The organism is Methylophaga lonarensis MPL (assembly GCF_000349205.1).
In the GTDB taxonomy this organism is placed as follows: Bacteria; Pseudomonadota; Gammaproteobacteria; order Nitrosococcales; family Methylophagaceae; genus Methylophaga; species Methylophaga lonarensis.
The window spans coordinates 50,166-74,110 of record NZ_APHR01000004.1; the positions used below are offsets into that span (position 1 = coordinate 50,166).

Here is a 23,945-nt window from a genome sequence, read left to right on the forward strand (position 1 = left end):
GGGGATAATCCTCTGTGCGTCTGTGCCTTTGTGGTTGGTTTTTTATTTCGCGCCTGAAGGCGCTCCACAATCATCTTATCTGCCTGAATCTGCGAAATCTGGGGATGAAGTGAATGTCATCAGTCTTTAATAACTTCTCGCTTGTCGAGATACAACTCAATCACCTGGGCATCGGTATAAATATCCAGTGTTGAGTTACGACGCACGGTTTCATAGTAGGCACGAAATGCAGGGTCGTTTTGTTTCATATCCTCAATGTTCAGCTCCATGGCTCTGGCCTGAAAAGCGATGGGTGCGGTATCAAAATGCTGGGTGGTGCAGTAAATCGCCAGAGGGAGTTCCGTGTCATAGACCACCCCGTCCTGAGTCGCAGCTTGCATACATTCAAAATAATTTTCTGAAGCAAGTGCCGTTGTAGCTGAAAGGCTCAAGGCAAATATCAGCGCTGGTTTCATGTTGAGTTAACCCTAAAGTGAATAAAATCAGGAATCAGGGCTGAGACCGGATCAGCTAAAACATGGTTCGCACAAAACGATCATTAACAACTTTTAGTCTGCGTTTATCGGCACTTATTCGGAATTAAGTGACGATCATGCGAGACTAAGACCCATAATCTTGTTTTTAACTAGAAGAAGGAGAGCAATTATATGTCTGGAAGCCTGTCAAACACACGCGAGGAATATGGCAAGATTGCCCGCTGGCTACACTGGACCATGGCCACCCTGCTCATCATTGGCCTGCTTGCGATTTACTATCGGATGTGGTTTACCGAGCCTCGCACGCCACCAAGTACCTTTGTATTACAACTGCATATGTCGATGGGCATGAGCCTGTTTGTTTTTGCGATTTTGCGTTTGATCTGGCGATTGAAAAACGTTCAGCCTGATCCCGTACCCGGGCCGGTCTGGCAGCAAAATGCCGCGCGCTGGACCCACCGACTGTTTTATCTGTTTCTATTCATGATGCCCATCACCGGCTATATCTTTGCCGGACTGACCAATCAGTTTTTCTATGGCACGCCATTCGCTTTTGAGTTGTTACCGAAATTCTCCGATACCTCGGCGTTTCAGGCTATTGTCGTCAACGGTTTAGGAATTAGTGAAGAAGCTTGGCGTGATGCCAGAACCCCAATAAAGAACCTGCACGTTTATGGTGGACGATTTGTGTTGCTGGCGTTGATTGCGCTGCATATTGGCGCTGCGCTTTACCATCACTTCAAACTGCGTGATAACACCTTAAAGCGCATGCTGGGATAAGCGAGGTTTCGGCAGCCTGTTTCAGGCTGCCATACCACCCAAATTAAAGACTGACCCGAACTATCATCACCGGGGTTTCCGCCAGCGCATGTTGTTGGTCAAACAGCGAGCTGATTTGCAAATCAGACGTTTGCTGCAATAGCTCCAGCGCCCACGGTTCTACCGCCAGCAAAACCTCGCCCTGAGCTTCGAGCATCTGATATAGCTGTGGCAGATCCAGCCATTGGTGGAAAGTCCCCAGATACATTTGCAATAAAGTTGCCGTCCCCATGTGCTGTAACTGACTGACATCAATGGCTTCTGCCTGAATGATCGCCGCAGCCTGCTGCATTTGCGCAGCATATTCAACGTTTTCCGCACGCTTGCCGGTTGGATGGTGGTAGTGGTTATAACTGCCGCCAATGACCAGCAGCGCCACTACAACCAGACCGGAAACAAATTTGGTTTGACCGATATGGTTCATGAATCTGACCATTTCCCGTCCGGCAATCAGTGCACAGGCTGGCCACAGCGGCAGTAACAAATCCGCACGATGATGCGCCGCCAGCGAGAAAATCAGCAAGCCTGTCAGCACCCATACGGTCAGAAAACGTTCAAAGCGACGCTCGGCGGCATTGTCTGCCGGTCTGCGGAACACGCACCACAAGCCGTAAAAGAAAAACAAGCTGAACGGCAAAAAGCGCAGCAGCAAAAACAAGGTCGGCTTGGGCAGGTTTTCTCCCGGAATACTGTCTTTTCTAGTCCCCGCGGCCTGACCAATCAGCTCATCAAAGAACATTTTATCGATCAGCTCATAGCCCTGCTGCCAGAGAGCCAGCAAAAACCACGACAAGCTGATGGCAAAAAAGGCTATTACGCCCGGCCACTGTCGGCCTCGAAGTGCAGGCGTGGTTGAATCCGTGCGTTTTTCCCAGAAATAGGCCAGTAAACCCGCGCCAGCCAGAATTAATCCGAGCGGTCCTTTTATCAGCGTGGCCAGGCCGGCAATCACCCAAAACCAAATCCAGCCACGCCCGGTTTCCCAGGCACGAAATGCGATAAACGCTGCGGCCGCGATGCCTAAAGCGAACATCGGATCGGATCGGACCAGCGCGATATGTTTGAGCATCATTGGTGACAAGATAACGGCCAGTGCGGCAAAGGCGCCAGCCAACAGGCCAAACCGACGACGTCCCTCGAAAAACACCAGCCAGCTCAGTACCAGCACCGATAAAAACGCCGGCAGGATCATCGCCAGCCGATCCACACCCAACACAGCAGCAAACGGCGCAATGGTCCAGGTATGCAACGGTGGCTTGGAAAGAATTCGGCCCTGAATATCGTACTGAGCCAGCCAACTGCCCTGCCACATCATGTCCATCACATAGCCGACATTACGGTGCTGCGCCCAGCCTTCCAGATCAACCGGTCCAAGAGCTCGCACAGTGAAGATTAATGTTGCCAGCAAGGTGATCAACAACCACCAATGCCAGGTTTTCATCTGCTCAAGTTGCATCAAGTCATTCTCCTGTTTGTTTTTGGCGATATAACCAGCGGCTGAACAGCCACAGCATCACCATCAATCCAGCGGCAGCAATTGCCAACTGCGCGGCACCTTCCCATGCCACGTCATCTGCCGCACCGGAACCAATCAAAGTGGCGATAATGCCTTGTGGCAAAAAGCCAATAAGACTGCCCAGCAAAAAGGCCCGGCTGCGCACCTTGCTCATCGCCAGACCAATATTGATGAACACATTGCTGATCGGCAAAATCCGGGTCATTGCCACTGCGGTAATCGTTGGTTGCGTTTGCAAAATGCGCTGCAGGACAGGTTTATGGCCAAAGCGACGTAACAACCATGACCGGCCGCCCCAGCGTGCTGCACGAAACATCACAAAAGAGCCTATCAGACTGCCAATCAATGCCAGACCCAAGCCCTCAAAAAAGCCAAAGACAAAACCACCCAACACGTAAAACGGTAAACGTGGCGTACCGATGGACATCAGCAACACAGTCATCAGAACAAACACACCGGCAAGCTTTAAGGTGCGCTCACCATCAAGAATGGAGACTTCTTTTAGATCGAGAAAGTCGGCAAAAGGCGTGAAATTGACCAACAGATAAATGCTCAGGCCAATCAAAAACAAAATCAGAAATTTGCGCAGATCCTTGCGCGCGGAGCGTTTCAGTTCCTGCTGAACTTCCGGGCTTTCCAGTAACGGATCAATCGGCGACTGCATCAATCCGATGACCCAAGCCTGTCAGAACGAACAGCTCTTTTCAGGTACCAACGTACGCCGAAACAGTCATAAATGCCGCGCCAAAGACGATTGTTAACGCCATATTTGGATTCACCGTGCAAGCGTGGACGATGATTGACCGGATGCTCAATCACCTTGAAACCCTGCCCTCGCAGCAAGGTCGGCATGAATCGATGCAAGCCATTGAATACCGGCAGCTCACGAACGGCTTCGCGCCGCACCACTCTGACACCACAGCCACTATCACTGACCTTGTCACCGGTGATCCAATCACGAAAACCATTGGCAACACGGGATGAAAATTTACGCAACCAAGTATCCTGACGCTTGGCTCGGACTCCCGTCACACAATCTACTTGCTCGGCCAGCGCCTTTTGCAACATGACCGGTAAATCCGCGGGATCATTTTGAATATCACCATCAAGGGTGCCTATCCACTGGCCATGTGCCGCCGCAAAGCCCGAGGCAACCGCGGCACTTTGACCGGCATTAATGCGGTGAAAAACCCCTCGGATGTCAGGGCTAGACATGGCCTGAATTTTTGTCGCGCTGTTGTCGGTGCTGGCGTCATCGACGAGAATGATTTCGAAGCTTAAACCCGCGGCATGCAAGGCTGTGCGAATTTCAGTGCACAAGGGTTCAATGTTGTCCTGCTCATTGAAAATCGGGATGACGATGGAAAGTTGAAGCTCGGGGGATGGCGTTTGAATGGCCATAAAGAAGAAGGTCCGTATCTGCTTATTGACCTCGCATTATACGAACCGATGCTGGCTGGCTCAAACCCTTATCAATTATCAGGATTTAATGGCCCGGCCAGCCAGCATTTCAGGAGATTTTTCAGGGCTTATTCAGTGTTGCCCCAGCGTTGCCATTGTTCACTCAATGAGAGATAGGCGTCGCCTTCAGTCTTGACCGCTTCGGCATCAAACTTTTCTGACGCCAGGTGCAGCTCTTCCAGCTGTTCAGCCCAGGCCTCCAGCTCGGTTTCCAGTCGCTCAAGTGCATTTTCCAGTGTGTAGGTCAGCTCATGCACTTGCAGAATGGCTTCCGGCGTCAAATCAGTATTCAGCAATTCTTGTAACTGCTGGTTGTAGTCGGTGATATGCGCAAAGGCTTCGCTCAGGTTTTGTGCCTGAAGCCCTTTGAAATGATCAACGCGATCATCTGCGATGACCGGATTAAAGGTAAAACTCAATGCGGTCACCAGACCTGCAATTACGCCCCACTTTTTCATCAAGACTCCTTAAATTTTAACCAGTGACTATTGTAAGTCGAATTGCAGGCCATAAAAGTGACATGGCTGAGCAATTACATTTCCTCTGCTGCGGCAATCGCCTGTCGAACCACGCGCCCCAGACCGCCTCGGACACCCGCGTCTTTAATCACTTGCAGGTTAGTGGGTTCGCCAACAATCACCGCACCCCCCATACCAGCACCGATATGCGGTGTGCATTGGTAAATATAGATGCCTTCCTGTTCAAAGGTATGGCTGAAATTCTGGCTCATCGGCGAAGTAAACGCTTCCTGACCTTCTGGAATCAGGCCTTCCATCATTTCGACATTGTGCGTGCTCATATTGGTCCATTGCACCGAATCGCCGGGATTGATTTTCACGACCACCGGATCAAAGTCCATCATGTTGGCATGCACCACATGGGTTTCAGAAGCCATGATCGACAAGGAGCCCATCATTGCAAAAGCCGATGCCAGCAAGGTTTGTTTCCAGATTTTCATATTTCCTCCATTTCTACTGACGCAAGTCAGCGCTGTTGGAACCACACACTGCTGACATCAATGCCAGCAGCGCCTCACAGTTTGCGACTACAGCTTGAAGGATAAGTTTCAGATTTTATTAATGTTTAGGCCGTCATCATAGCCAGACATTGTTGGCCTTGCCTGCCCTAATCGGCTTGCTTTTCTGTACTGGCCTCAAGCATTTGCGCCTGCTGCTCCAGCTCCACGCCTCGAGGCCAGGCATAGACCAGCGCCTTGAGGAGTGTTGCCAGCGGGATGGCAAAGAAAATGCCCCAGAAGCCCCAGATGCCTCCAAAAAACAGCACCGCCAGAATGATCGACACCGGATGCAGATTGACCGCCTCTGAAAACAAAACAGGCACCAGCACATTGCCGTCCAGCGCCTGGATGATGCCATAGGCAATCATCACGTACATAAACTGGTCACTCAGACCAAAATTAAACCCTGCCACCGCGGCAACGGGCAAAGTCGCGACAGCAGCACCGATGTATGGCACCAACACTGAGAAACCGACAATCACTGCCAACAAAGCCGCATAGGGAACGCTCAGAAGGGTGAATGTCACATAAGTCACCGCGCCAACGATGATGATTTCCACAAACTTGCCACGAATATAGTTGGCGATTTGATCGTCCATTTCATGCCATACCCGACTCATCAATGAGCGCTTTTTGGGCAGCATGGACAAAATAAAATCAACCAGTGCCTGCCGATCCTTAAGCATGAAAAACACCAGAATCGGTACTAAAACCAGATAAATAATCAAGGCCACCACACTGCCCAATGATGACAGTGATGCAGTGATGAGGCGTTGACCAAACTGCGTCATTTCCCTGCCAGCCATGCCGATCCAGGCTTGTATCTGATCCGGTGTCACCAATTGTGGGTAACGCTCCTGTATTTCATCCAGCCAGCGCTGACCACTGGCAAACATTCGCGGCGTTTCCTGTAAAAACAGCACCATCTGATTCCAGACCAAGGGCAACAGAATAAAGGCCAAGGCCAGCATGACGCCCAGAAAAGCCAGAAACACGATAGTCACTGCCAGCAGATGTGGAACGCCTCTGCGCTCCAGGATATTGACGGGGCCCTGCAACAGAAAAGCAAACACCAATGCGGTCAGAAACGGAGCCAGCATTCTGCCAAACAGAATCACTGCGGCAAACCCAAGCGCCAGCACTATCAGTAGAATGACGGCTTCTTCATCAGAAAAATATCGTTCGGTCCATCGCCTGAAAAGTGCCCGCATTGTCATCTGGATCGCACCTGTGCTTAATATGGTTTTAGAGAATGAATATCATTCTGACACAAAACCTCGCTATGGGCAGAGTGACTTGCTTGAGATTTAAAGCATCAGGCTTGACCTGCTTCGGGCTTTGGTTCGGCTTTAATGAGGTATGATGAATTTTCACATTGTTTCTGGATCGCCATGCTTGCCGTACTTTTAACTTGCTTGATGATGTGCTTACCCACAGCCGCCAGCGCTGACCCAGCCATCGTAATGACCACCACGCCAAAAAGTGCTCTCAGCGGCCAGGCTTTTCGTCTATCGGGGTCACTGACTGCCGAGCGGGAGAGCCGCCTGTCACCTCAAGTTGAAGGCTTGGTTTCAAGGGTATTTGTGGATGCCGGTGATCGGGTCAAGCAAGGTGATGTATTGTTGCAACTGGACACAGCGGTTGCACGGGATCAACTGGCACAAGCCGAAGCCCGCCTGCTAGAAGCCCAAACCCTGTTGACTGAGCGGGAGCGCCTGGTCAATGAAGCGCAGCGCCTGCGTCAGCAAAATCATATTTCGGAAACAGAATCCGCACGACGGCTTTCTGAACAACAAATGGCACGTGCTGCACTCGATGCAGCAGAGGCAGCGAAGCGACTGGCCCAGACATTTTTGCAACAACACAGCCTGAGAGCCCCCTTCGATGGCGTCATTAAAAACAAATGGACAGAAGCTGGCGAATGGATTCAACGAGGCACAGCGGTGCTTGAGCTGGTTGCGACGCAACCCATAAGACTGGATGTTCAGGTGCCACAGGAACGTTTTAGTGCCTTGAACACCAACACACCAGTCAGCATTTTCCCCGATGCCCTGCCAGGTGTTGAAATTCCAGCACAAATTACCGCTATCGTGCCTGTTGGCGACCAAAATGCCCGTGCATTTCTAGTGCGTATTGTGGTCGAACCGGACCAACATCTGTTGCTTCCCGGCACTTCTGCCGTGGCCGAGTTCCGGCTGCAATATGAAAATGATCCACTGATCGTGCCGCGTGATGCTTTATTACGCCATCCTGACGGTAATCAGAGTGTTTTTGTAATCAAGGATGGCATTGCCTATCGTCAGCCGGTAAAAACAGGTGCCAGATTGAGTGAGGGCGTTGTCATCACCGATGGGCTCACGGCAGATGCCGAGGTAGTCATTCGTGGCAATGAAGGCCTGCGTGATGGCCAGTCTGTCCATGTAGAAGAGTTTTAGATCGAGATGCTTGAAGCACCGATACGTCACGCCAAGCTGTTAACCGTTGCTATTTTGATCATCTGTGTGCTGGGCGTCACCGCCGCCTTGCGCATTCCGGTTCAAATGATTCCGGATCTGGATGTTCGCACGATTAGCGTCATCACTGGCTGGCCGGGAGCCACACCCCAAGATATCGAGAAGGAAATCCTGATCGAGCAGGAACGTTATCTGCGCAACCTGCCCAACCTGAAACGAATGGAATCTCTGGCTGAAACTGGCTGGGCTGGAATCGATCTGGACTTTCCAGCAGGCGTCGATATTAACGAAATGTTGATTCGGGTCTCCAATGCATTGAGCCAGGTGAGCGGCTATCCGGAAAACGTTGATCAGCCGCGTTTGTTCAGTAGCTCGTTTTCTGAAAACGCCTTTATGTTTTTTGCCATCACACCACTGCCCGGCAATCCGCTCAATCTCAACATGGACATGATCAACGATTTTGTTGATGACCAGGTGCGCACCCGAATGGAACGGGTGACTGGCGTTTCACAGGTTCACGTGCGGGGCGGTGCCAGACGCCAGATTCAAATCTATATTGATCCCGCCAAACTGTCGCAACGGGGCCTCAGCCTGACCGAAGTTCGAGATCAGATTCGGCTGCGAAACCGCGATGTTTCGGCAGGTGATCTGGATGATGGCAAACGAAGATATCTGGTTCGCACCGTCGGCCGTTTTCAGGATCTGGAAGATTTGCAACAAATGATCCTCGCACACCGTAATGGCAGCGATATTCGACTCGGTGATATTGCAGATATCAGCCTGTCCCATTATGAAGTCCGAAACGTATCGATTGTTAACGATGAGCTGGCGCTATCACTGGCGGTGACACGGGAACCCGGTTCCAATGTCATACAAATCAAAGACGATCTACTTGAGGTTGTTGAGCAAATTCAACAAGAGCTGCTCGAACCCAATGGCTTGCAAATATTTTTGAACAGTGATGATGTGCGCTACGTCCAGGCCTCCATCCACAACGTCATCACCAACTTGTTGCTGGGTGCTGTGCTGGCAACATTCATCATGTTTTTATTTCTTCGTTCGGGCAAGGCAACCCTGATCGGCCTGATGGGCATCCCGGTCTGCATCCTTGCAGCATTTTTGGGCCTGCTGTTTTTTAACCGCACCATCAATGTCATCTCACTGGCGGGAATCGCCTTTGCCATTGGCATGACGCTGGATAACAGCATCGTGGTGCTGGAAAACATTGAACAGGCGCGCCGCAAAGGGTTGGATAAACTCAATGCCGCCATCAATGGCGTTCGTGAGGTCTGGCCTGCGGTGCTCGCCTCCAGCCTGACCACGATTCTGGTGTTTGCTCCCGTGCTGTTTGTTCAGGAAGAAGCCGGACAACTGTATTCGGACATCGCCATTGCCATATCCACAGCAATATTGGCATCTATGCTATTTGCCATTACCGCCGTGCCAGCCGCTGCCAATCAATATGGTCTGGGACGAGCCGCCGAGCCACGGTCACGACGAAGCTGGATTCTCGGCATCGTCAACTGGTTAACAGCAGGGGTTATTCGACGCACGCTGACCATCATCTTTGCGCTGATGATGACGATAGGTGCTGCCTGGTGGCTGATGCCACCGGCGGAATATCTGCCTGAAGGAGAAGAAGCCAAAGCGTTTAGCCAAATGGTGGCACCGCCGGGCTATAACCTGTCAGAAATGCTCAGCATTGCCGAACAGCTGCAACAAGAACTGTCTGCGGCAAGACATGCTGATCCTCAACTGTTTCTGGACGGTCAGGCTCGCCTGCCGGCTTTGAACTATTACTTCCTGCGCATCAGCGCTGGGCGTATTTGGCTGTTGAGCGAACCAACACGTCCGCAAGATATCGAGCCGATGATGAATGCCATCACCGAATGGTTTTCCAGTTATCCGGGTATGCGAGCGTTTTCGCATCGCGGTTCGATTATTTCCAGTAATCAGGGCGGCACCCGTGCTGTCAATCTGGATATAGCCGGCCCGGAACTGGCCGAGCTATACACGACGGCCGATGCGGCACTTCGCCGGGCCAGAAGTTTATTTGATAATCCACAAATCAGCTCCCAGCCTTCTTCGCTGTCGCTGGATCAACCACTGGTCGAGATCCGGCCTCGCTGGGAACGTCTGGCCGAAACTGGTTTTACAGCCGCTGATTTTGGTTTCAGCGTCGCGGCATTAAGTGATGGAGCCTACATCGATGAATTCTTTATTGATGACGACAAGATCGATATGTTCTTGTTCAGCACTGCCGGTCAGCAGCAAACGCTGGGCGGGCTTGCTGAACTGCCGGTATTAACTCCCAACGGCTCCATCTTGCCGTTAAACGCACTGGCCGAGCTTCATGAAACCGTGGATAGCGATATTTTACGCCGGGTGGATGGTCGAAGAACGGTCACGCTGTGGATTATTCCGCCCAGAGATGTTGCGTTGGAAACCGCGGTGAATACCGTCCGTAATGAGTTGATTCCGGCGATGCAAGCCGAGGGCGAAATCAAAAGTGGTGTTGATGTCTCCATCTCAGGAGCCGCCGATCAACTTGATGCCACACGCGACAGTCTGACCAGTAACTTTGTCATCGCATTGCTGCTGATTTATCTGTTGCTGGTGGCCATATTCTCCCACTGGGGTTATCCATTGATCATCATGGCAACCGTCCCCTTAGGCATTGCCGGAGGCATCGTCGGCCTGGTGCTGGTCAACGGCTCTGGTCAGTGGCTGGCTCAGTTTGGCTTGCCCAGCATCTATCAACCCTTCGATATGATTACCATGCTGGGCTTTGTCATTTTGCTTGGCACTGTGGTCAATAACCCGATTCTCATTGTCGAACAAGCCAGGCGTAACTTGCTCAACAAGGCGCTTTCGGCGAGAGAGGCCGTTCATCAGGCCGTTGCGACCCGTCTGCGGCCGATTTTGATGTCAACCGGCACCACCGTGTTTGGTCTGGCACCACTGGTATTCATCCCCGGTGAGGGCACAGAGTTGTATCGAGGTGTTGGCATTGTGGTGCTGGCAGGCATTTTATGTTCGATGCTGGTCACGCTGACTTTCCTGCCAGCATTGCTGGTGAGCTTGCTCAACTGGCAGCAAGGTCGAAAATCATAAGAGCTGACAACAACCGGAAACAATCCCAGGGGCTTAATCGTGCTCCACGACAATCAGCTCATCGACCGCAAAGCCTGCCTGCGCTGCCTGCTCAATAAAGCGTGACATCACCTCATCATCAACTTGCGGAGTTCTTGCCAACAACCACAAGTATTTATGGCTGGGCCCTGCGACAAAAGCATATTGATAGTCAGAGTCCAGCTCAAAAATCACATAGCTGCCGTAAAATGGCCCGAAGAACGAAACCTTCAGATGGCCGGTATTGCTGTCTTTGACAAAATAAGCCCGGCCCTCAGCTTCTTTCCATTGCTGTCTGGCTGCATCAAAACCACGATTGATGACGCGCACCCCACCATCCTCTCGCAAACTGTACTCGGCATATACCTGACTTAAGCCGCGCTCGAAAGAATGATCCAAACGAGCGATTTCATACCATTTGCCCAAATAGCTTTGCAGCTCAAAATCTGTGATCGGGCTGACGCCAGATGGCACGCGTGTGCAAGCACTTACTATTAACAAAAAACCATAAATCGCTATTAGTTTTAATTTCATCTAGCCAACCATGAGTGAAGACAGGAACAGTGTTGCCAGGCCCAGATAAATCGTGACGCCGGTAATATCAGTGATGGTTGTCAAAATCGGTCCAGTCATCAGAGCTGGATCCTTACCCATGCGTTTGATCAAAAATGGCATCGTGCCGCCCACCACACCAGCGACCAGCACATTGATACCCAGCGCAATGCCGGCAACAACGCCAAGAATGACATTGCCCTGCAATACATAGGCAACCACACAAAACAGTGCGCCAAGGGCCACACCATTAAACAGGCCTATCACCAGTTCCTTACGAACGGCTTTCCAAAAATCTATCAGCCGGGCTTCACCCAGCGCGATACTGCGGATCGACACAGATAGCGCTTGTATGCCGACATTGCCACCCATATCGGTGATCATCGGTAAAAATGCCGCCAGAATAGCCACCTGCACAATGGTATTTTCAAAACTGCTAATGACTGCGACCGCGCCAAGATTCAGAAAAATATTGGCGGCCATCCACGGCAGACGTTTTTTCACTGCCTGTCTGGGCGGTGTATAAAAACTTTCATCCGGTGAGGCGGCATTCATTGCTACAAATTCATCGGCCAGCTCATGTGCCAGCAGATCCATCGACTGACCAATACTGATAATGCCGACCATTGCTTGTTGTTCATCAACCACCGGCATCATTTTCAGCCGCCGACTGCGAATTCGTCTGGCAGCCTCAAGCGCTGGCTCATCAACAGCAATCGCAAACACATCCGAGGTCATGACATTCCTGACTTTAGCTTTGGGATCACCGAGCATCAACTCACGCAATGACACCACCCCCTCAAGACGCTGCGTCTCAGGGTGCAAGACAAATACATAAGCGGTGCGCTCTACCTCTGCCGGAGCCAGTCGCACCGCCTCAATCACCTCGCTGATATGACTGTCTGCATCAACGGTCAGGAAATTCGGGCTCATTACTGAACCAGCGGTTCCTTCCGGATATTCTGCCAATTGCATGACCCGTTGCCGATAGACCGGATCCATTTGATCCAGCAAACGGCTGGCATATGCTTCAGGCAACAGTTTGAGGACATCGGCAAACTTTTCTGGTGCCATTTCCGCCAGCAGTGATCCGGCATCATCCTCGCTCATTTGCCCCAATAGCGTTACCGTAAATGCGGGTGGTAGATATCCGGCTACATAGGCGGCTTTTTCCCAGCCGGATTGCAACAGGAAGGCGATAACGTTTTCCAGTGGCACTCGGGTTAATACTTGTGAAGTTCGAAGTGCTGAGACGTTTCTAGCGGCTTTTAAGGCAGCCTTGATATCACCTTCGATCAAAAACTGTTGGGTTTGCTCGGCATAGTCATGCATCGAGCTGGCAACAAGTAACATGCATCACTCCTTTGTGAGATAAGTACTTTTTATTTCAGTGCCCTGATTTGCCAATCCGGGCTTGATACATCAGTGGCTGGCAAAGCGATCTTCGAGAAAACCGAGAAAACGTTGCCAGGAGCGACGATCCGCTTCCGGGTGATAACGAGCGTCATCAAACTCGGTAAATGCATGATCCGCACCACCATAGGCAATCATTTCGTTGGGCACCTGATGCTGTTCCAGCGCTTCGGCCAGCGCGGCAAAATCCTGCATGCTAATCATCGGATCGGCCGTGCCGTGCAACACCAGAATCTCTCCCTGAGTTTGGCTGTAATCCTGTCCTTCAGGGGTGCCAAGGCCACCATGAAAGCTGACATAACCCAGAAAATCACTGCCCGCTCGCGCCATCTCCAGCGCGACAGCGCCACCAAAGCAATAGCCCATAATGACTACCTGGCGGGTATTTGCACCCAATTCTCCTGCGGTATCAAGCGCAGCCATCACCAGTCGACGCATTTTTTGCCTGTCCTGGTAGAGCTCGCCGGTATGCTGGCGTTTATCAACATCCTCTGTGGGCCTGATTCCTTTGCCAAACAAATCGGCCGCAAATACCGCATATCCGGCTTCGGCCAGCATGTCTGCCCGACGTTGTTCGTATTCGGTCAGCCCATTCCAGTCATGTATCAGCAACACCAGTTTGTCGGCCTGATCCTGGGCAACAAAATAGCCCTGGTAGGTGTTGCCCTCCAGCTGATATTGCACTTCATTTGCCATGGCCGATGACACCATCAGGCCGACCAGCAGAGCCAGAATTTTTACCATCTCGGCTTACTCCTACTTGTTGCTCACTTAAAATATTGTCCGATCTTGAACTCGTCGGCCCTCCTGCACTTCAGGACCGGGGTATATGACCACACGTTCATGCTCGGTTAAGCCCTCCAGCACCTGCGCATTCATGCCATTGTTAACCCCTATGGAAACCTGTCTCAGCTGAACCCGCTGACGCTCATCCACCACAAACACGGCCCATGACCCATGATGGCGGAACAAGGCCGCTGAAGGTACCGTCAGTACATCATGAGCCTGCCAGACCACAATGCTAACCTCAACCCGATAGCCATGGCCCAAGGCACGACGTTTGTCCGGATCATCAGTGAAGCGAATGATGGTGTTGACCCGCTGCTCCTCTACGCCCAAGGCTGAAAACCGGGTAAACCCCCAGGGTTCCACTTGTTCGACTTGTCCTGTCAGACGTTCAGGGCCACCCCAATGATCGATAAACACCGGATCACCTACAGAAACTCTGACGGCATCGCTGGACAATAATTCGGCAAGAATCTCCAGATCCTCTGCCGTATCACCAATTTCCAGAATAGACGCACCTGCTTCCAGCGTTGTTTCACTCTTTTGCAAAATCCTCAAAATTCGTCCTGACACCGGTGCAACCAAAGGGATGGTGTTGCTATTAGTCACACTGCTAGCCGGACTGAGCGGATCATTGAAACTGATCAAGCGTGCTCGTGCATTGGCAAGATCAGCCTCTCGCATGGCAATCGCGGCAATGGCCGTATCATGATCTGCCTGACTGGCCCTGTAGCCACGCACTGCCCGATCCAGTTCGGAACGGGTCACCAGCCCGCGCTCATGTAATTGGCGAATACGTTGTTGCTCTGCCTCGGCCAGCTCCTTGTCTGCGATGGCTTTGTTCAGATCTGCTCTTGCCATTCTGAGCGCTGCCTCAGCCGCATTAACCGCTGCCAGCCCCTGTTCACGTGTTCTAATATCCAGTGCCGATGGATTAATCGGCAACATTCTGGCGATGATAGTTTCGCCGCCTATCACCGGATCGCCCGGTTCGGCCTCTACACGTAACAGACGACCGGCAATCGGCGCAGACACCATATAAGCATCTCGCACTCGGGTACGCGCTTCTTCATTGATGGTCAGCTGCATATCCTGCCGCTGCACCAACACAATATCTACGGCTTCCGGCCGGGGAGAGAATGCCAGCGCAAAGGCAATGATCAGTAATACCATTACCAACACTGTGAGAATCGATCTCGATTTACGTCGAGCAACCATGACACTACTCCCGAATTTTCAACGCTGAGACCAAATCAAGTCTGTGAATATCTCTTTGCAACAAGATGCCCGACACCACCGCAGCCACCACAACACCCAGCATCGCCAATCCATAGCTGGCGGGCACAAAAGCCATTGGAATACGATACAAATCGGTACTGAAAGCTTCTGCAATCAGACTGGTCAGAAAGTACCCTAACAGGCAACCGACTGGCAGTGCCAGTAAGGCAATCAAAGCCAGCTCGCCCAGCAAGACAAAACCGGTTTCTGAACGGCTCAAGCCAAGTACCCGCAGGCTGGCAAGATCGCGAGCACGTTCGGCAAAACTGATTCGAGCCGTGTTGTACACCACGCCAAAACTTATCACCGCAGCAATTGCTGTCATGATAAAGCGCATAGCGCCCGCGCCGGTATCCATAACCTCTCGGATCGCTGAACGGCTCTCCTCACGCAAGGTGACACCGGCCACCGCAGGCATGTCTTTGAGTTGTCGATACAAGCGCTGACTCTGTTGCTGATCGATTGACAAATAAGCACCGGAAAGCCTGCCCGGTTCTTTCAGTAATCGATTAAGGGTCTCAATCGACATAAATGCCGGCGAGCCGAGCAAAGTATCCGCAATGCTTACCACGGGCACTTCAATCACCGGACGCCGCCCCTCTCTGATCTCAATCGTTAGCCACTGCCCGGGCAGGATAGCCAACTGTTCTGCCAAAGATCGGGACAGCACAATGCCTTCTGTCGGTAAATCAATGGCCTGCATGGACACGTCAACGGCCCGATAAAGCGCTGGATTTTCGCTGAGTGCAGTAATGCTGCCACGATAATCATGTACCCCGTTACGCATCAGCACAGATACTGCTCGAAACGGTTCAACCTTAAAAACGCCATCGAGTGACTGCAGCGAGAACGTCGCGCTACTGCCCAGCGGTTCAATAAAAGTCACGGTGACATCCGAACGATCAATCACATCAAAGCTGAGCGAAATGGTTCGATCAAAAGCACTCATCACACTCAGCATAGCCACGCTCAGCGACATACCCGCCGCAATTCCCAATGTCGCCAACATCGCTCTTGCCGGTTGCCTGAGCACCGACCTCAGCATCATTCGACTGGGCTGATCCAGCCAGGTGGACACAGGTTTGGGAATTTGCAGCGAAGCGCTGTAATCAGGGGGAGCAGGCGGACGCATGGCTTCTGCCGCAGGCAGGTTAAACGCCCTTCTCAATACCAGCAGACTGGCTGCCGAAGCGGCGGCGACGCTACTGACAAAACCAATCACAAAGGCACTCGGATCGACGCTAAAGACCAGAAACGGGAATTTGTAATAAAGCTGATAAAAACCACTCAGCGAATGGCCCAACCAGACACCCATTAGACAGCCCAGCAAAGCACCACCTGCGGCGATCAAAACGACAAACTTGAAGTAATGGCCGCCAATTTCGACACTGCTATAACCAAATGCTTTCAACAAGCCGATTTGTTCACGTTCAACCTGCACCATTCGGGATATGACGATGTATAACAGAAAAGCCGCCACGCCCAGAAAAACCGGCGGAACGGTTCGACTGGAAACACGCAAACTGTTTATCTCGTCGACAATAAATCGATTGGATAGGTGATCGTCCAGTGAATAGGCACCTAGACCACCATAAGGGCTCAACAGCCGATCCAGTTCGGTGATGATGCCTGTCTCAGAAACATCCCGACTGGTTCGCAACAGAATCTCGTTAACGGCACCATCCAGATCAAACACTGCGGCCAAGGCTTTCTGATTCATCCAGACCACGGCAAAACGTGCTTCGTCTGGCACCAGTTCGCCGGGCGGTGTGGTGTAAAGGAATTCCGGTGATTGCGCCAAACCGACAATATGAAATTGATGTCGCGCGCCGTTCATGGTCACCGTCATGCGGTCACCCGGTGCCAGTTCATGCTCACGGGCAAAACTCTCCAGCAACAGCACTTCATCACGCTGATTAGCCTGCAAATGCCGGCCGGCCGAGAGATAAACAGCATTCAGACCCGGTTGCCGGTGTTCCGGCAATGACACTGCCTGCATACGAACTGGCACATCAATGCCTGGCAAGTTGATCTGCCCTGCGGCATTGATTCGGCCTTCTGCGACTAACACCCCGTCCAGATCAGCAACCCGATCCACCATATGCGCCGGGGCACGCTTTACCGGGGCAAACACTTCCGCCAGCCGATACCGTTCATAGTAGGTATCTCTGGTGTCCGTCAGTGAATTGACCATACCGTCCATCATCACCATCAAGGTGACACCGGATGCGATCACCAGCATGATGGCAATCGCCTGTCCCTTAACCCGCCATATATCCCGAAACAGTTTTTTATCGAGCGGCGATAACATCGGTATTACCAGACAATCTGCTCAGCAGGCACTGGCGCAGGGTTTTCGATGACCTCGCGAATTTTTCCGTCGGCAAAGTGAATGACGCGATCGGCCATTTCCGCCGTTGCGGCGGCGTGGGTCACTATTAAGACAGTGGTGCCCAGTTGCTGGTTAACCTGCTGCAACACCTTCAATACAGTTCGACCAGTGGCGCTATCCAGTGCACCGGTCGGTTCATCACACAGCAACAGGGTCGGATTTTTTGCGATGGCTCTGGCAATGGCGACACGCTGTTGCTCACCACCTGACAACTGTGCCGGGAAATGATCCAGGCGATGGTCGAGCCCCACCAATGCCAGGGCTTCATCAGCCGCCATCGGTGAATCCGCAATTTCGGTGACCAATTCCACGTTTTCCCGCGCCGTCAGGCTCGGCATCAGATTGTAGAATTGAAAGACAAATCCGACATTTTGCCGTCGGTACAGGCTCAGCGCTTTTTCACTGAACTGATGCAGTGCTTGATCAAAGAACCAGCACTCACCACTGCTGGCATGATCCAGACCGCCCATAATGTTCAGCAAGGTTGACTTGCCACTGCCAGACGGCCCCAACAATACCACCAGCGCCGATGCCGGAATCTGTAAATCAATGCCTTGCAGGGCGTGCACGGCAGCAGCACCTTCGCCGTATTGTCGCGTCAGTCCGATGACATTAAATGCCGGTAATGGCTGTTGTTTATCGGCCATGGCGGTCGGCGTAACAGACGGGCTGTTCAGGCTTTTTCCGAGTGATAACGAACGACCCGTTCAACCTCGGCTCTTGAACCCAAAATCACCGGAACTCGCTGATGAATATCCTTGGGCTGAATCTCCATAATACGTTCCAATCCGGTTGAACTCAGCCCATCCGCTTGCTCAACGATAAAACTCATGGGGTTGGCTTCATACATCAACCGCAACTTTCCACCTTGCTTGGCGATTTTGCTGTCTGACGGGTAGAGAAAAATTCCGCCTCGGGTCAGGATGCGATACACCTCGGCCACCATCGACGCATTCCAGCGCATATTGAAGTTTTTCTCCCGCACGCCTTCGGTGCCACGCACACATTCATCAACATAGCGCTGGATAGGTGGCTGCCAAAAGCGTTGATTTGACATATTGATGGCAAATTCGGCGGTATCACGCGGAATTCGCATATTGGGGTGGGTCAGAATAAATTCGCCAACGTCCCTGTCCAGCGTAAAGCCATTCACGCCATTGCCGATGGTCAGTATCAGCATGGTGCTGGGGCCATAGATGCAAAAACCGGCACATACCTGTTCGGTACCCTTTTGCATAAAATCTTTCAGTGTGGGATTACCGTTTCCTTCGGGGCAACGCAGAATCGAAAAGATGGTGCCAACCGTCAGGTTGATATCAATATTCGATGATCCATCCAGCGGGTCAAAGCAAATCAGGTATTTGCCTTTGGGAAACTTGCCGGGGATCTGAATCAGATCCTCTATTTCCTCGGACGCCATGGCTGCCAGATGCCCGGTCCACTTCAGGTGATCCACCATCACATCATTGCTGATGATATCCAGTTTTTTTTTGCGCTTCACCCTGAATGTTTTCACTATCCGCATATCCGCCAAGGCCAATAATGCCGCTGCGCGAAACCAGATGAGAAATCTTCTTACAGGCACTGACAATATCACTGAGCAAGCCTGACAAATCACCCGAGGCGTCAGGGTGCGCACGCTGTTGCTCAACAATATACTGGATGACGGATTTTCCGATATCGGACATGAGCGCTCCCTCTTTGGTGATTCACCAAAGAGTAAACCAAAGCGACCAAATTGCCAAAGCAGTGCCGGACAAACTATCTGACCACAGCGTCACACACATTACCGAAGGGAATTTTCACGAAATAACGCGCTATAGCCGAGGATTTCAGCTATAGCGCGTTATTATCTCATTGAGGTTTGGCCAACTTTGACGCCCTTGGCCAGCGCGCTGGATAGCGACGCTTAGTGCTCGAGTCTCAGTGCGTTACAAACGCACCAAAATCTCGCCCATGCCGATGCCGCCAATATCACCGGCGTAGCGTTGTACTCGTGAAAATGGCGAGACTTTGGCAAAGCCACTATCTAGCTTGGCAAACTCGGCAAACAGCAGCGGCAGAAATGCCAGTGTGTGTGAACCACAATCGTTGAAATTGGCGCTGATGCCCTGGGCCGGCGCTTGATTTAGCAGCAAGGTGCCTCGCTTCATCGCATAACCAAGATGGCGGCCGACACCACCCAATACGGCGATGGTGCCCGAGACCATTCGCGAACCACAATAATCGCCGGCATCGCCTTCGATTAAAATCATGCCTCGACGCATGTGATCTCCAGTTCGAGCACCGGTGTTACCGCTGATTATAATTGTGCCGCCTGTCATGCCGTTTTTATATCCAGGACGAGCCGCGCCGACAAAATCCCCGGCATTGCCGTTGATTTTGATTTGGCCGCCTTTCATTTCACAACCGGTATAAATATCACTGCTTCCATTCACCGTAATCTGGCCACCGGTCATAAACTGACCCAGATAGGCACCTGCAGCACCGTGGATGGTGATCTCGCCATCAGACATGCCATGACCAATAAAATCGAGCTTGTCTGAACTGTTTTCAAACACGATATGGCGGCAATCATCACCACTGATTTCAAACACATCGCCGGCAGTGACGGGCTGTCTGCCTGCCACCAAAGGCAGAGCGGCAATCTCGGCAACGGTTTTGCCTTCCAGTTTGTCCTTGGTCAGCGGTGAACAATCAACTCGCTGGGCGCGTTCAAAAATCAATTTGAATGTCAAAGCGCTCATGCCATGATCTCCTGAAGATGGAAGTGGAACGGACCCAGCTTGCCGCCGTAGTTACCGGCACTGATTCGACGAATACCGTTTTCAGCGCCCAGAGCACAGGCGGCTTCAATGCCTACCCGCATCGCTTCATCAATGTCTTCCTTGCTCAGACCGTCGATAACGATTTCCATGACGGACTCGACTTCGGGTGACAATTCCGACTTGGTCTGGCCTTTGAGCGTTGGACAAAAAGCATCATTGGTCGACGCATTCAATGCTTTGTATTTGGAGCCGACTTTGGAACCACTGCGTACCACACCGCCGGGAAACGGCATGATGACATTGGGCACTTTTTTCATCGCTTCGATAGCCGCTTCGCATGCTGCTAAAGCCTGTGGCTGAGACTCGGCCAAGATCAGGAAATTACCACCACCCACTGCCGAGACTACACCGGTATTTTCTTCGGTCAAAAACTCGCCATCCATCACTGGAATTCGCCAATAGCGTTTACCACCAATCATCTTGGAGATCTGGAAACCATCGCCAAAGAAACGTAGATTTTTACCCAGAGGAATATCTTTACCGTCCTCACCTTGTATGCCAGAGAAAAGCGCTGAAGTAGGTGAAGTCAGTACACACTGGCCAGCCCGTGTTTCAACTTGCTTGGCCAAGCCCTTGGCGCCCATGGCAAATATCAGGCAAGCAACGCCCGGTCTACCATCTGGTGTTTCTGTAGGATCCAGGGTCCGTTCAATCGCCGCTTCACAACCACAGGCAATGACTGAGGTGGCAAAACCGGTAAATGCCTGGGCTGAGTTCATCGCCCATTGCAGATTTTGCGCGGTGATAATGACCCGGGTGCCTTTCATTGGAAAGGCTTCTGCGAAAGTCGGGTCAATGCTGACGCCGTTGATAATCATAACTTGCCTCCCTGCCGCAACGGCTGAATGGTCAGACTGCCTCGGCCATCATCTGCGATTTCATCATTACTGATTTTAAAGTTACCCATTTTCATGGTGTGGTACTTGTCAAAGTACTCCTGCAACGGCTTTTCGATGCTGGCATCGTATTCTGGTTTGACCACATGAGTCGTACCCCAGGTGACCTTGACGACTTCACCGTTTTTGACCACCAGCTGGCCGTCTTTAAAGACATAATCAGGTTTGCTGAACATGACTTCACGATCGGCGTTATCGGTATAAATGGTGATATCTGCAGCAGCGCCCACCCCCAAATGCCCACGATCAGCCAAACCAACCAGTTTGGCGGCACCGGCCCGGGTCATGATGGCAATTTCATAAAGGCTGTATTCACGATCCAGAGACGCCAGATGCGTGGCATTCTGCGCCTCTGGATGCAAGGTTGACAGCATGTCGTTGCGGAACGATTTATCCATCAGCAGTTTGATCAGATGCGGGTAACTGGTAAACGGCGCACCGTTGGGATGATCGGTGGTCAGGAAAATACGCCAGGGATCATCGACCATCAAAAACGTTTCCAGACCAATCATCCACTGCAAGGCGTTTACAAAGCTTTGATCTTTGTATTTGAATGGCACCACACCACAGCCCGCATCGCATTCAATATCCATGCATACCCATTTGTTGGGATGGGCATGTGGGCTACCGGCAAACTGACGCATATTATCGCCGGATGCGGTCACTGTCTGACCGAACAGAATTTGCCCGACATCCACGGTGATGTTTTTGTGTTTATTGATGGCTTCGGCGATCTGCGCAGCGCCTGAAGAAAACTTGAAGTCGCCTTCTGTTCCGTAACTATGGAACTGGATATGGGTCAAGTGCATCGGCAGACCTTCTGCGCCTTGAATGGTATCCAGCGTAGTGTTCATATTGCCCGGAACACCCAGATTACAGCCATGTACATGCAAAGGATGAGGCACACCCAGCTCGGTCACTGCCGTTGACAGACGGTGCAAAATATCTCGGGGCGTTACGCCGTAGTAGATATTTTTTTCATCCAAATCCAGTTTGCGCTGATTGAATTTGAAGGCGTTGATACCGCCTGGATTGACCACTTTCAAGCCAACCGCCTGAGTATGCGTCAAAATCCATGCCACGTAGTTGTTGATAGCTTCCTGATCGGCATTGGCCGCCATCATACGCAGCAGAAAATCATCGCTGCCGAGCATGGCATAACCGCCTTTATCGATGATCGGCGTATCATGCATTTCCATATGTGCCTGACGCGCATTGATAGGCAGTACAGCGGGTTCAAACCCGGCGGTATAACCCATTTCAGCGTAACGATAACCGGTGGTCAGTGTGCTCGGTGCTGCATGACCACAGCCACTGCGTAACAACTCGGTGCGTTCGACTACGGCTTCAGCATGATCTTCAGGCAACATGGTGCGGGCAATATTGACCTTGCCGCCGCCGATATGGGTATGCATATCAATGGCACCCGCCATGATGACCTTGCCGCGAACATCAATTTCCTGATCAACTTTGCCATCGGATGGCGCATCCACAATTCGACCGTCACGCACATAAATATCGCGAACCACGTTGTTCATATCATGTGCCGGATCAAATATCCGACCACCTGTCAGTTTCAAAAGCATATTAGTCTCCGTTTACAGCGCTTGTTCAACAGCTGTCAGCACATCAAATACACTGGGCAAGCCGCTGTCACGTAATTTTCGTAAAGGCACCGAGACCACGCTGTCTGTGCGGAAAGTTCGGCCCTCATGATCAATGCCAGGCACCCCGACCGGGATAAATACTTCAGGCTCTGTTTCAAACTGCATCCCGCTTCTGCCCAAGACCACGGTGCTTGCATTTGATTGAGGCGGAGTGACAGCGACATTGAAGCTGGACACCCACAACAACACATCGGCCTCGTTATTGTTCAAAATACGCTGTGTTTCATTGATAAACGGATCATAGTCGGGGAATCGACGATGAAAACTGGTTCGCATGGGATAACCGGTTTGCCAGGAAGCTACGGCATTCACTGTGGTGTCGCCTTCCTTGCCACCCAGTGGCAGACCATTACTGCGGGTTGTAGCGTTGAGTTCCTTGATCATTTCACAGACCGTTTGAATGGTCGCTTCCGCATGATCATAATCAAGCTGACCGGCTGACCAGCTCAACACAGAATATTTAGCCTCTAGCAGTTGCTCGGCCAGACGCTGCAATTCGGCGACCTGAATCCCGCCGACCTCGCTTGCCTGAACTTGTTTGCCTTTGACCAAAGCTCTCAGTACCGACAAGACTTCTGGCAAATCAGCATCAGCACAGCCCAGAACTTTTGCTTTGCGACCGCCCGGAGACGTCGATGCATCACCGCTGGGCGCTTTGCCTATGAACACGACCTGACGTGATTCAATTTCCTGACCGAACATGCTCTCGTCATTCCAGACCATGCGCTCAAAAAATCGTGGAAAGGTGGCTTCGATATCAGAGCCAATAACAACCAGCAAATCAACGCGGTTTCGCACTTCGGTCAATGTGGTGGTCATATAACCGGTGTCCTGCAACACCAGAATATTTCTGAAAGCCGCTTTTGAATATTGGCTGTCGACAATTGCGCCTGATTTATCTGCCAGCGCCAAAGCTGCCCGTGCACCATTCAAGTCCGTGCCAAGCCCGCCGATCAGCGGTTGCTGACTGTGTCGAAACAAGTTGGCGATATGTTCGACGGCCTCTGCAAGACTTGCCGGTTTACCCTGAATCCTGGGCTGAGTATCGGTGATTGGAGTTTCAAAACCAGCCTGAGTGATCGCATCCCCGTTTTCCAATATTTTGACCGTTGAACCATTCACTTCTATGGTCAAATCATCGGAGGCGATACCACAAAAAGGACTGGCAACCTCGTGCCAGATTTTCGCAGCGTTGTTTTGCGTCATAACCGGGGTTCCTCGATGGTGATTAATAATAGACCGGGTGGATAAAGATGAT

20 protein-coding genes and 1 pseudogene are annotated in these 23,945 nt (G+C 51.7%); 3 read left to right on the forward strand and 18 right to left on the reverse strand.

The annotated features are described in order from the left end of the window. Nucleotides 1-119: 119 nt before the first annotated feature. Entirely contained in the window at nt 120-455 is a 336-nt protein-coding gene (locus MPL1_RS00850; protein ID WP_009725241.1) for a hypothetical protein, read from the reverse strand. 192 nt (nt 456-647) lie between these two features. On the opposite strand from MPL1_RS00850, the gene MPL1_RS00855 reads away from it, so the two are divergent. Further along, the gene (locus MPL1_RS00855; RefSeq protein ID WP_009725242.1) at nt 648-1,256 is read left to right on the forward strand and encodes a cytochrome b; all 609 of its coding nucleotides are present in this window, start codon (nt 648-650) and stop codon (nt 1,254-1,256) included. A 43-nt stretch (nt 1,257-1,299) separates the two neighbouring features. Here the strand turns inward: MPL1_RS00855 and MPL1_RS00860 are convergent, their stop codons facing one another. The 6 genes from MPL1_RS00860 to MPL1_RS00885 all read right to left on the reverse strand — a co-directional run bounded on the left by MPL1_RS00860 (nt 1,300) and on the right by MPL1_RS00885 (nt 6,507). Further along, nucleotides 1,300-2,751, reverse strand: a complete 1,452-nt coding sequence (locus MPL1_RS00860; protein WP_009725243.1) for an ArnT family glycosyltransferase — start codon at nt 2,749-2,751, stop codon at nt 1,300-1,302. A 4-nt stretch (nt 2,752-2,755) separates the two neighbouring features. Then, nucleotides 2,756-3,475 carry a TVP38/TMEM64 family protein gene (locus tag MPL1_RS00865; RefSeq protein WP_009725244.1) on the reverse strand — a complete coding sequence of 240 codons (720 nt, stop codon included), beginning with the start codon at nt 3,473-3,475 and terminating at the stop codon, nt 2,756-2,758. After that, on the reverse strand, nt 3,475-4,212 hold the full coding sequence (locus tag MPL1_RS00870; protein WP_009725245.1) for a glycosyltransferase: 738 nt from the start codon (nt 4,210-4,212) through the stop codon (nt 3,475-3,477). Before MPL1_RS00870 ends, MPL1_RS00865 begins: the two co-directional genes overlap by 1 nt. A 128-nt stretch (nt 4,213-4,340) precedes the next feature. Continuing rightward, the gene (locus MPL1_RS00875) at nt 4,341-4,730 is read right to left on the reverse strand and encodes a DUF6746 family protein (protein ID WP_009725246.1); all 390 of its coding nucleotides are present in this window, start codon (nt 4,728-4,730) and stop codon (nt 4,341-4,343) included. A gap of 74 nt (nt 4,731-4,804) precedes the next feature. Then, entirely contained in the window at nt 4,805-5,230 is a 426-nt protein-coding gene (locus tag MPL1_RS00880) for a plastocyanin/azurin family copper-binding protein (protein WP_009725247.1), read from the reverse strand. A 167-nt stretch (nt 5,231-5,397) separates the two neighbouring features. After that, nucleotides 5,398-6,507 carry an AI-2E family transporter gene (locus MPL1_RS00885; RefSeq protein WP_009725248.1) on the reverse strand — a complete coding sequence of 370 codons (1,110 nt, stop codon included), beginning with the start codon at nt 6,505-6,507 and terminating at the stop codon, nt 5,398-5,400. Between the two features lie 174 nt (nt 6,508-6,681). Between MPL1_RS00885 and MPL1_RS00890 the strand changes: the two genes are divergently transcribed. After that, nucleotides 6,682-7,725, forward strand: a complete 1,044-nt coding sequence (locus MPL1_RS00890; RefSeq protein ID WP_040576740.1) for an efflux RND transporter periplasmic adaptor subunit — start codon at nt 6,682-6,684, stop codon at nt 7,723-7,725. 6 nt (nt 7,726-7,731) lie between these two features. Then, a complete protein-coding gene (locus MPL1_RS00895) occupies nt 7,732-10,857 on the forward strand; it encodes an efflux RND transporter permease subunit (protein WP_009725250.1) in 3,126 nt (1,041 codons plus the stop codon). Nucleotides 10,858-10,890: 33 nt separating this feature from the next. On the opposite strand, the gene MPL1_RS00900 is transcribed toward MPL1_RS00895, so the two are convergent. From MPL1_RS00900 to MPL1_RS00950, 11 genes and pseudogenes are all read right to left on the reverse strand, one after another. After that, the gene (locus MPL1_RS00900; RefSeq protein ID WP_009725251.1) at nt 10,891-11,409 is read right to left on the reverse strand and encodes a lipocalin family protein; all 519 of its coding nucleotides are present in this window, start codon (nt 11,407-11,409) and stop codon (nt 10,891-10,893) included. Further along, entirely contained in the window at nt 11,410-12,780 is a 1,371-nt protein-coding gene (mgtE, locus tag MPL1_RS00905) for a magnesium transporter (protein WP_009725252.1), read from the reverse strand. Nucleotides 12,781-12,849: 69 nt separating this feature from the next. Next, nucleotides 12,850-13,584, reverse strand: a complete 735-nt coding sequence (locus MPL1_RS00910) for a dienelactone hydrolase family protein (RefSeq protein WP_009725253.1) — start codon at nt 13,582-13,584, stop codon at nt 12,850-12,852. 27 nt (nt 13,585-13,611) lie between these two features. Further along, the gene (locus MPL1_RS00915; RefSeq protein ID WP_009725254.1) at nt 13,612-14,844 is read right to left on the reverse strand and encodes an efflux RND transporter periplasmic adaptor subunit; all 1,233 of its coding nucleotides are present in this window, start codon (nt 14,842-14,844) and stop codon (nt 13,612-13,614) included. A gap of 4 nt (nt 14,845-14,848) precedes the next feature. Then, on the reverse strand, nt 14,849-17,215 hold the full coding sequence (locus MPL1_RS00920) for an ABC transporter permease (RefSeq protein ID WP_009725255.1): 2,367 nt from the start codon (nt 17,213-17,215) through the stop codon (nt 14,849-14,851). 5 nt (nt 17,216-17,220) lie between these two features. After that, nucleotides 17,221-17,943, reverse strand: coding sequence for an ABC transporter ATP-binding protein (locus MPL1_RS00925; RefSeq protein WP_009725256.1), 723 nt, complete (start codon nt 17,941-17,943; stop codon nt 17,221-17,223). A gap of 26 nt (nt 17,944-17,969) precedes the next feature. Continuing rightward, a pseudogene (locus MPL1_RS00930) lies at nt 17,970-18,984 on the reverse strand (class 1 fructose-bisphosphatase). Between the two features lie 243 nt (nt 18,985-19,227). Then, entirely contained in the window at nt 19,228-20,043 is an 816-nt protein-coding gene (locus MPL1_RS00935; RefSeq protein ID WP_009725257.1) for a formylmethanofuran dehydrogenase subunit C, read from the reverse strand. Next, nucleotides 20,040-20,942 carry a formylmethanofuran--tetrahydromethanopterin N-formyltransferase gene (fhcD, locus tag MPL1_RS00940; RefSeq protein WP_009725258.1) on the reverse strand — a complete coding sequence of 301 codons (903 nt, stop codon included), beginning with the start codon at nt 20,940-20,942 and terminating at the stop codon, nt 20,040-20,042. The genes MPL1_RS00935 and fhcD overlap by 4 nt, the downstream gene beginning before the upstream one ends. After that, nucleotides 20,939-22,606 carry a formylmethanofuran dehydrogenase subunit A gene (locus tag MPL1_RS00945; protein WP_009725259.1) on the reverse strand — a complete coding sequence of 556 codons (1,668 nt, stop codon included), beginning with the start codon at nt 22,604-22,606 and terminating at the stop codon, nt 20,939-20,941. Before MPL1_RS00945 ends, fhcD begins: the two co-directional genes overlap by 4 nt. 12 nt (nt 22,607-22,618) lie before the next feature. Further along, entirely contained in the window at nt 22,619-23,893 is a 1,275-nt protein-coding gene (locus MPL1_RS00950; protein WP_009725260.1) for a formylmethanofuran dehydrogenase subunit B, read from the reverse strand. Between the last annotated feature and the right edge of the window lie 52 nt (nt 23,894-23,945).

Excerpts from the sequence above, each read along its gene's own strand:
- MPL1_RS00850 (WP_009725241.1), bottom strand. The coding sequence starts at position 455 with ATGAAACCAGCGCTGATATTTGCCTTGAGCCTTTCAGCTACAACGGCA.
- MPL1_RS00855 (WP_009725242.1), top strand. The coding sequence starts at position 648 with ATGTCTGGAAGCCTGTCAAACACACGCGAGGAATATGGCAAGATTGCC.
- MPL1_RS00860 (WP_009725243.1), bottom strand. The coding sequence starts at position 2,751 with ATGCAACTTGAGCAGATGAAAACCTGGCATTGGTGGTTGTTGATCACC.
- MPL1_RS00865 (WP_009725244.1), bottom strand. The coding sequence starts at position 3,475 with ATGCAGTCGCCGATTGATCCGTTACTGGAAAGCCCGGAAGTTCAGCAG.
- MPL1_RS00870 (WP_009725245.1), bottom strand. The coding sequence starts at position 4,212 with ATGGCCATTCAAACGCCATCCCCCGAGCTTCAACTTTCCATCGTCATC.
- MPL1_RS00875 (WP_009725246.1), bottom strand. The coding sequence starts at position 4,730 with ATGAAAAAGTGGGGCGTAATTGCAGGTCTGGTGACCGCATTGAGTTTT.
- MPL1_RS00880 (WP_009725247.1), bottom strand. The coding sequence starts at position 5,230 with ATGAAAATCTGGAAACAAACCTTGCTGGCATCGGCTTTTGCAATGATG.
- MPL1_RS00885 (WP_009725248.1), bottom strand. The coding sequence starts at position 6,507 with ATGACAATGCGGGCACTTTTCAGGCGATGGACCGAACGATATTTTTCT.
- MPL1_RS00890 (WP_040576740.1), top strand. The coding sequence starts at position 6,682 with ATGCTTGCCGTACTTTTAACTTGCTTGATGATGTGCTTACCCACAGCC.
- MPL1_RS00895 (WP_009725250.1), top strand. The coding sequence starts at position 7,732 with ATGCTTGAAGCACCGATACGTCACGCCAAGCTGTTAACCGTTGCTATT.
- MPL1_RS00900 (WP_009725251.1), bottom strand. The coding sequence starts at position 11,409 with ATGAAATTAAAACTAATAGCGATTTATGGTTTTTTGTTAATAGTAAGT.
- mgtE (WP_009725252.1), bottom strand. The coding sequence starts at position 12,780 with ATGTTACTTGTTGCCAGCTCGATGCATGACTATGCCGAGCAAACCCAA.
- MPL1_RS00910 (WP_009725253.1), bottom strand. The coding sequence starts at position 13,584 with ATGGTAAAAATTCTGGCTCTGCTGGTCGGCCTGATGGTGTCATCGGCC.
- MPL1_RS00915 (WP_009725254.1), bottom strand. The coding sequence starts at position 14,844 with ATGGTTGCTCGACGTAAATCGAGATCGATTCTCACAGTGTTGGTAATG.
- MPL1_RS00920 (WP_009725255.1), bottom strand. The coding sequence starts at position 17,215 with ATGTTATCGCCGCTCGATAAAAAACTGTTTCGGGATATATGGCGGGTT.
- MPL1_RS00925 (WP_009725256.1), bottom strand. The coding sequence starts at position 17,943 with ATGGCCGATAAACAACAGCCATTACCGGCATTTAATGTCATCGGACTG.
- MPL1_RS00935 (WP_009725257.1), bottom strand. The coding sequence starts at position 20,043 with ATGAGCGCTTTGACATTCAAATTGATTTTTGAACGCGCCCAGCGAGTT.
- fhcD (WP_009725258.1), bottom strand. The coding sequence starts at position 20,942 with ATGATTATCAACGGCGTCAGCATTGACCCGACTTTCGCAGAAGCCTTT.
- MPL1_RS00945 (WP_009725259.1), bottom strand. The coding sequence starts at position 22,606 with ATGCTTTTGAAACTGACAGGTGGTCGGATATTTGATCCGGCACATGAT.
- MPL1_RS00950 (WP_009725260.1), bottom strand. The coding sequence starts at position 23,893 with ATGACGCAAAACAACGCTGCGAAAATCTGGCACGAGGTTGCCAGTCCT.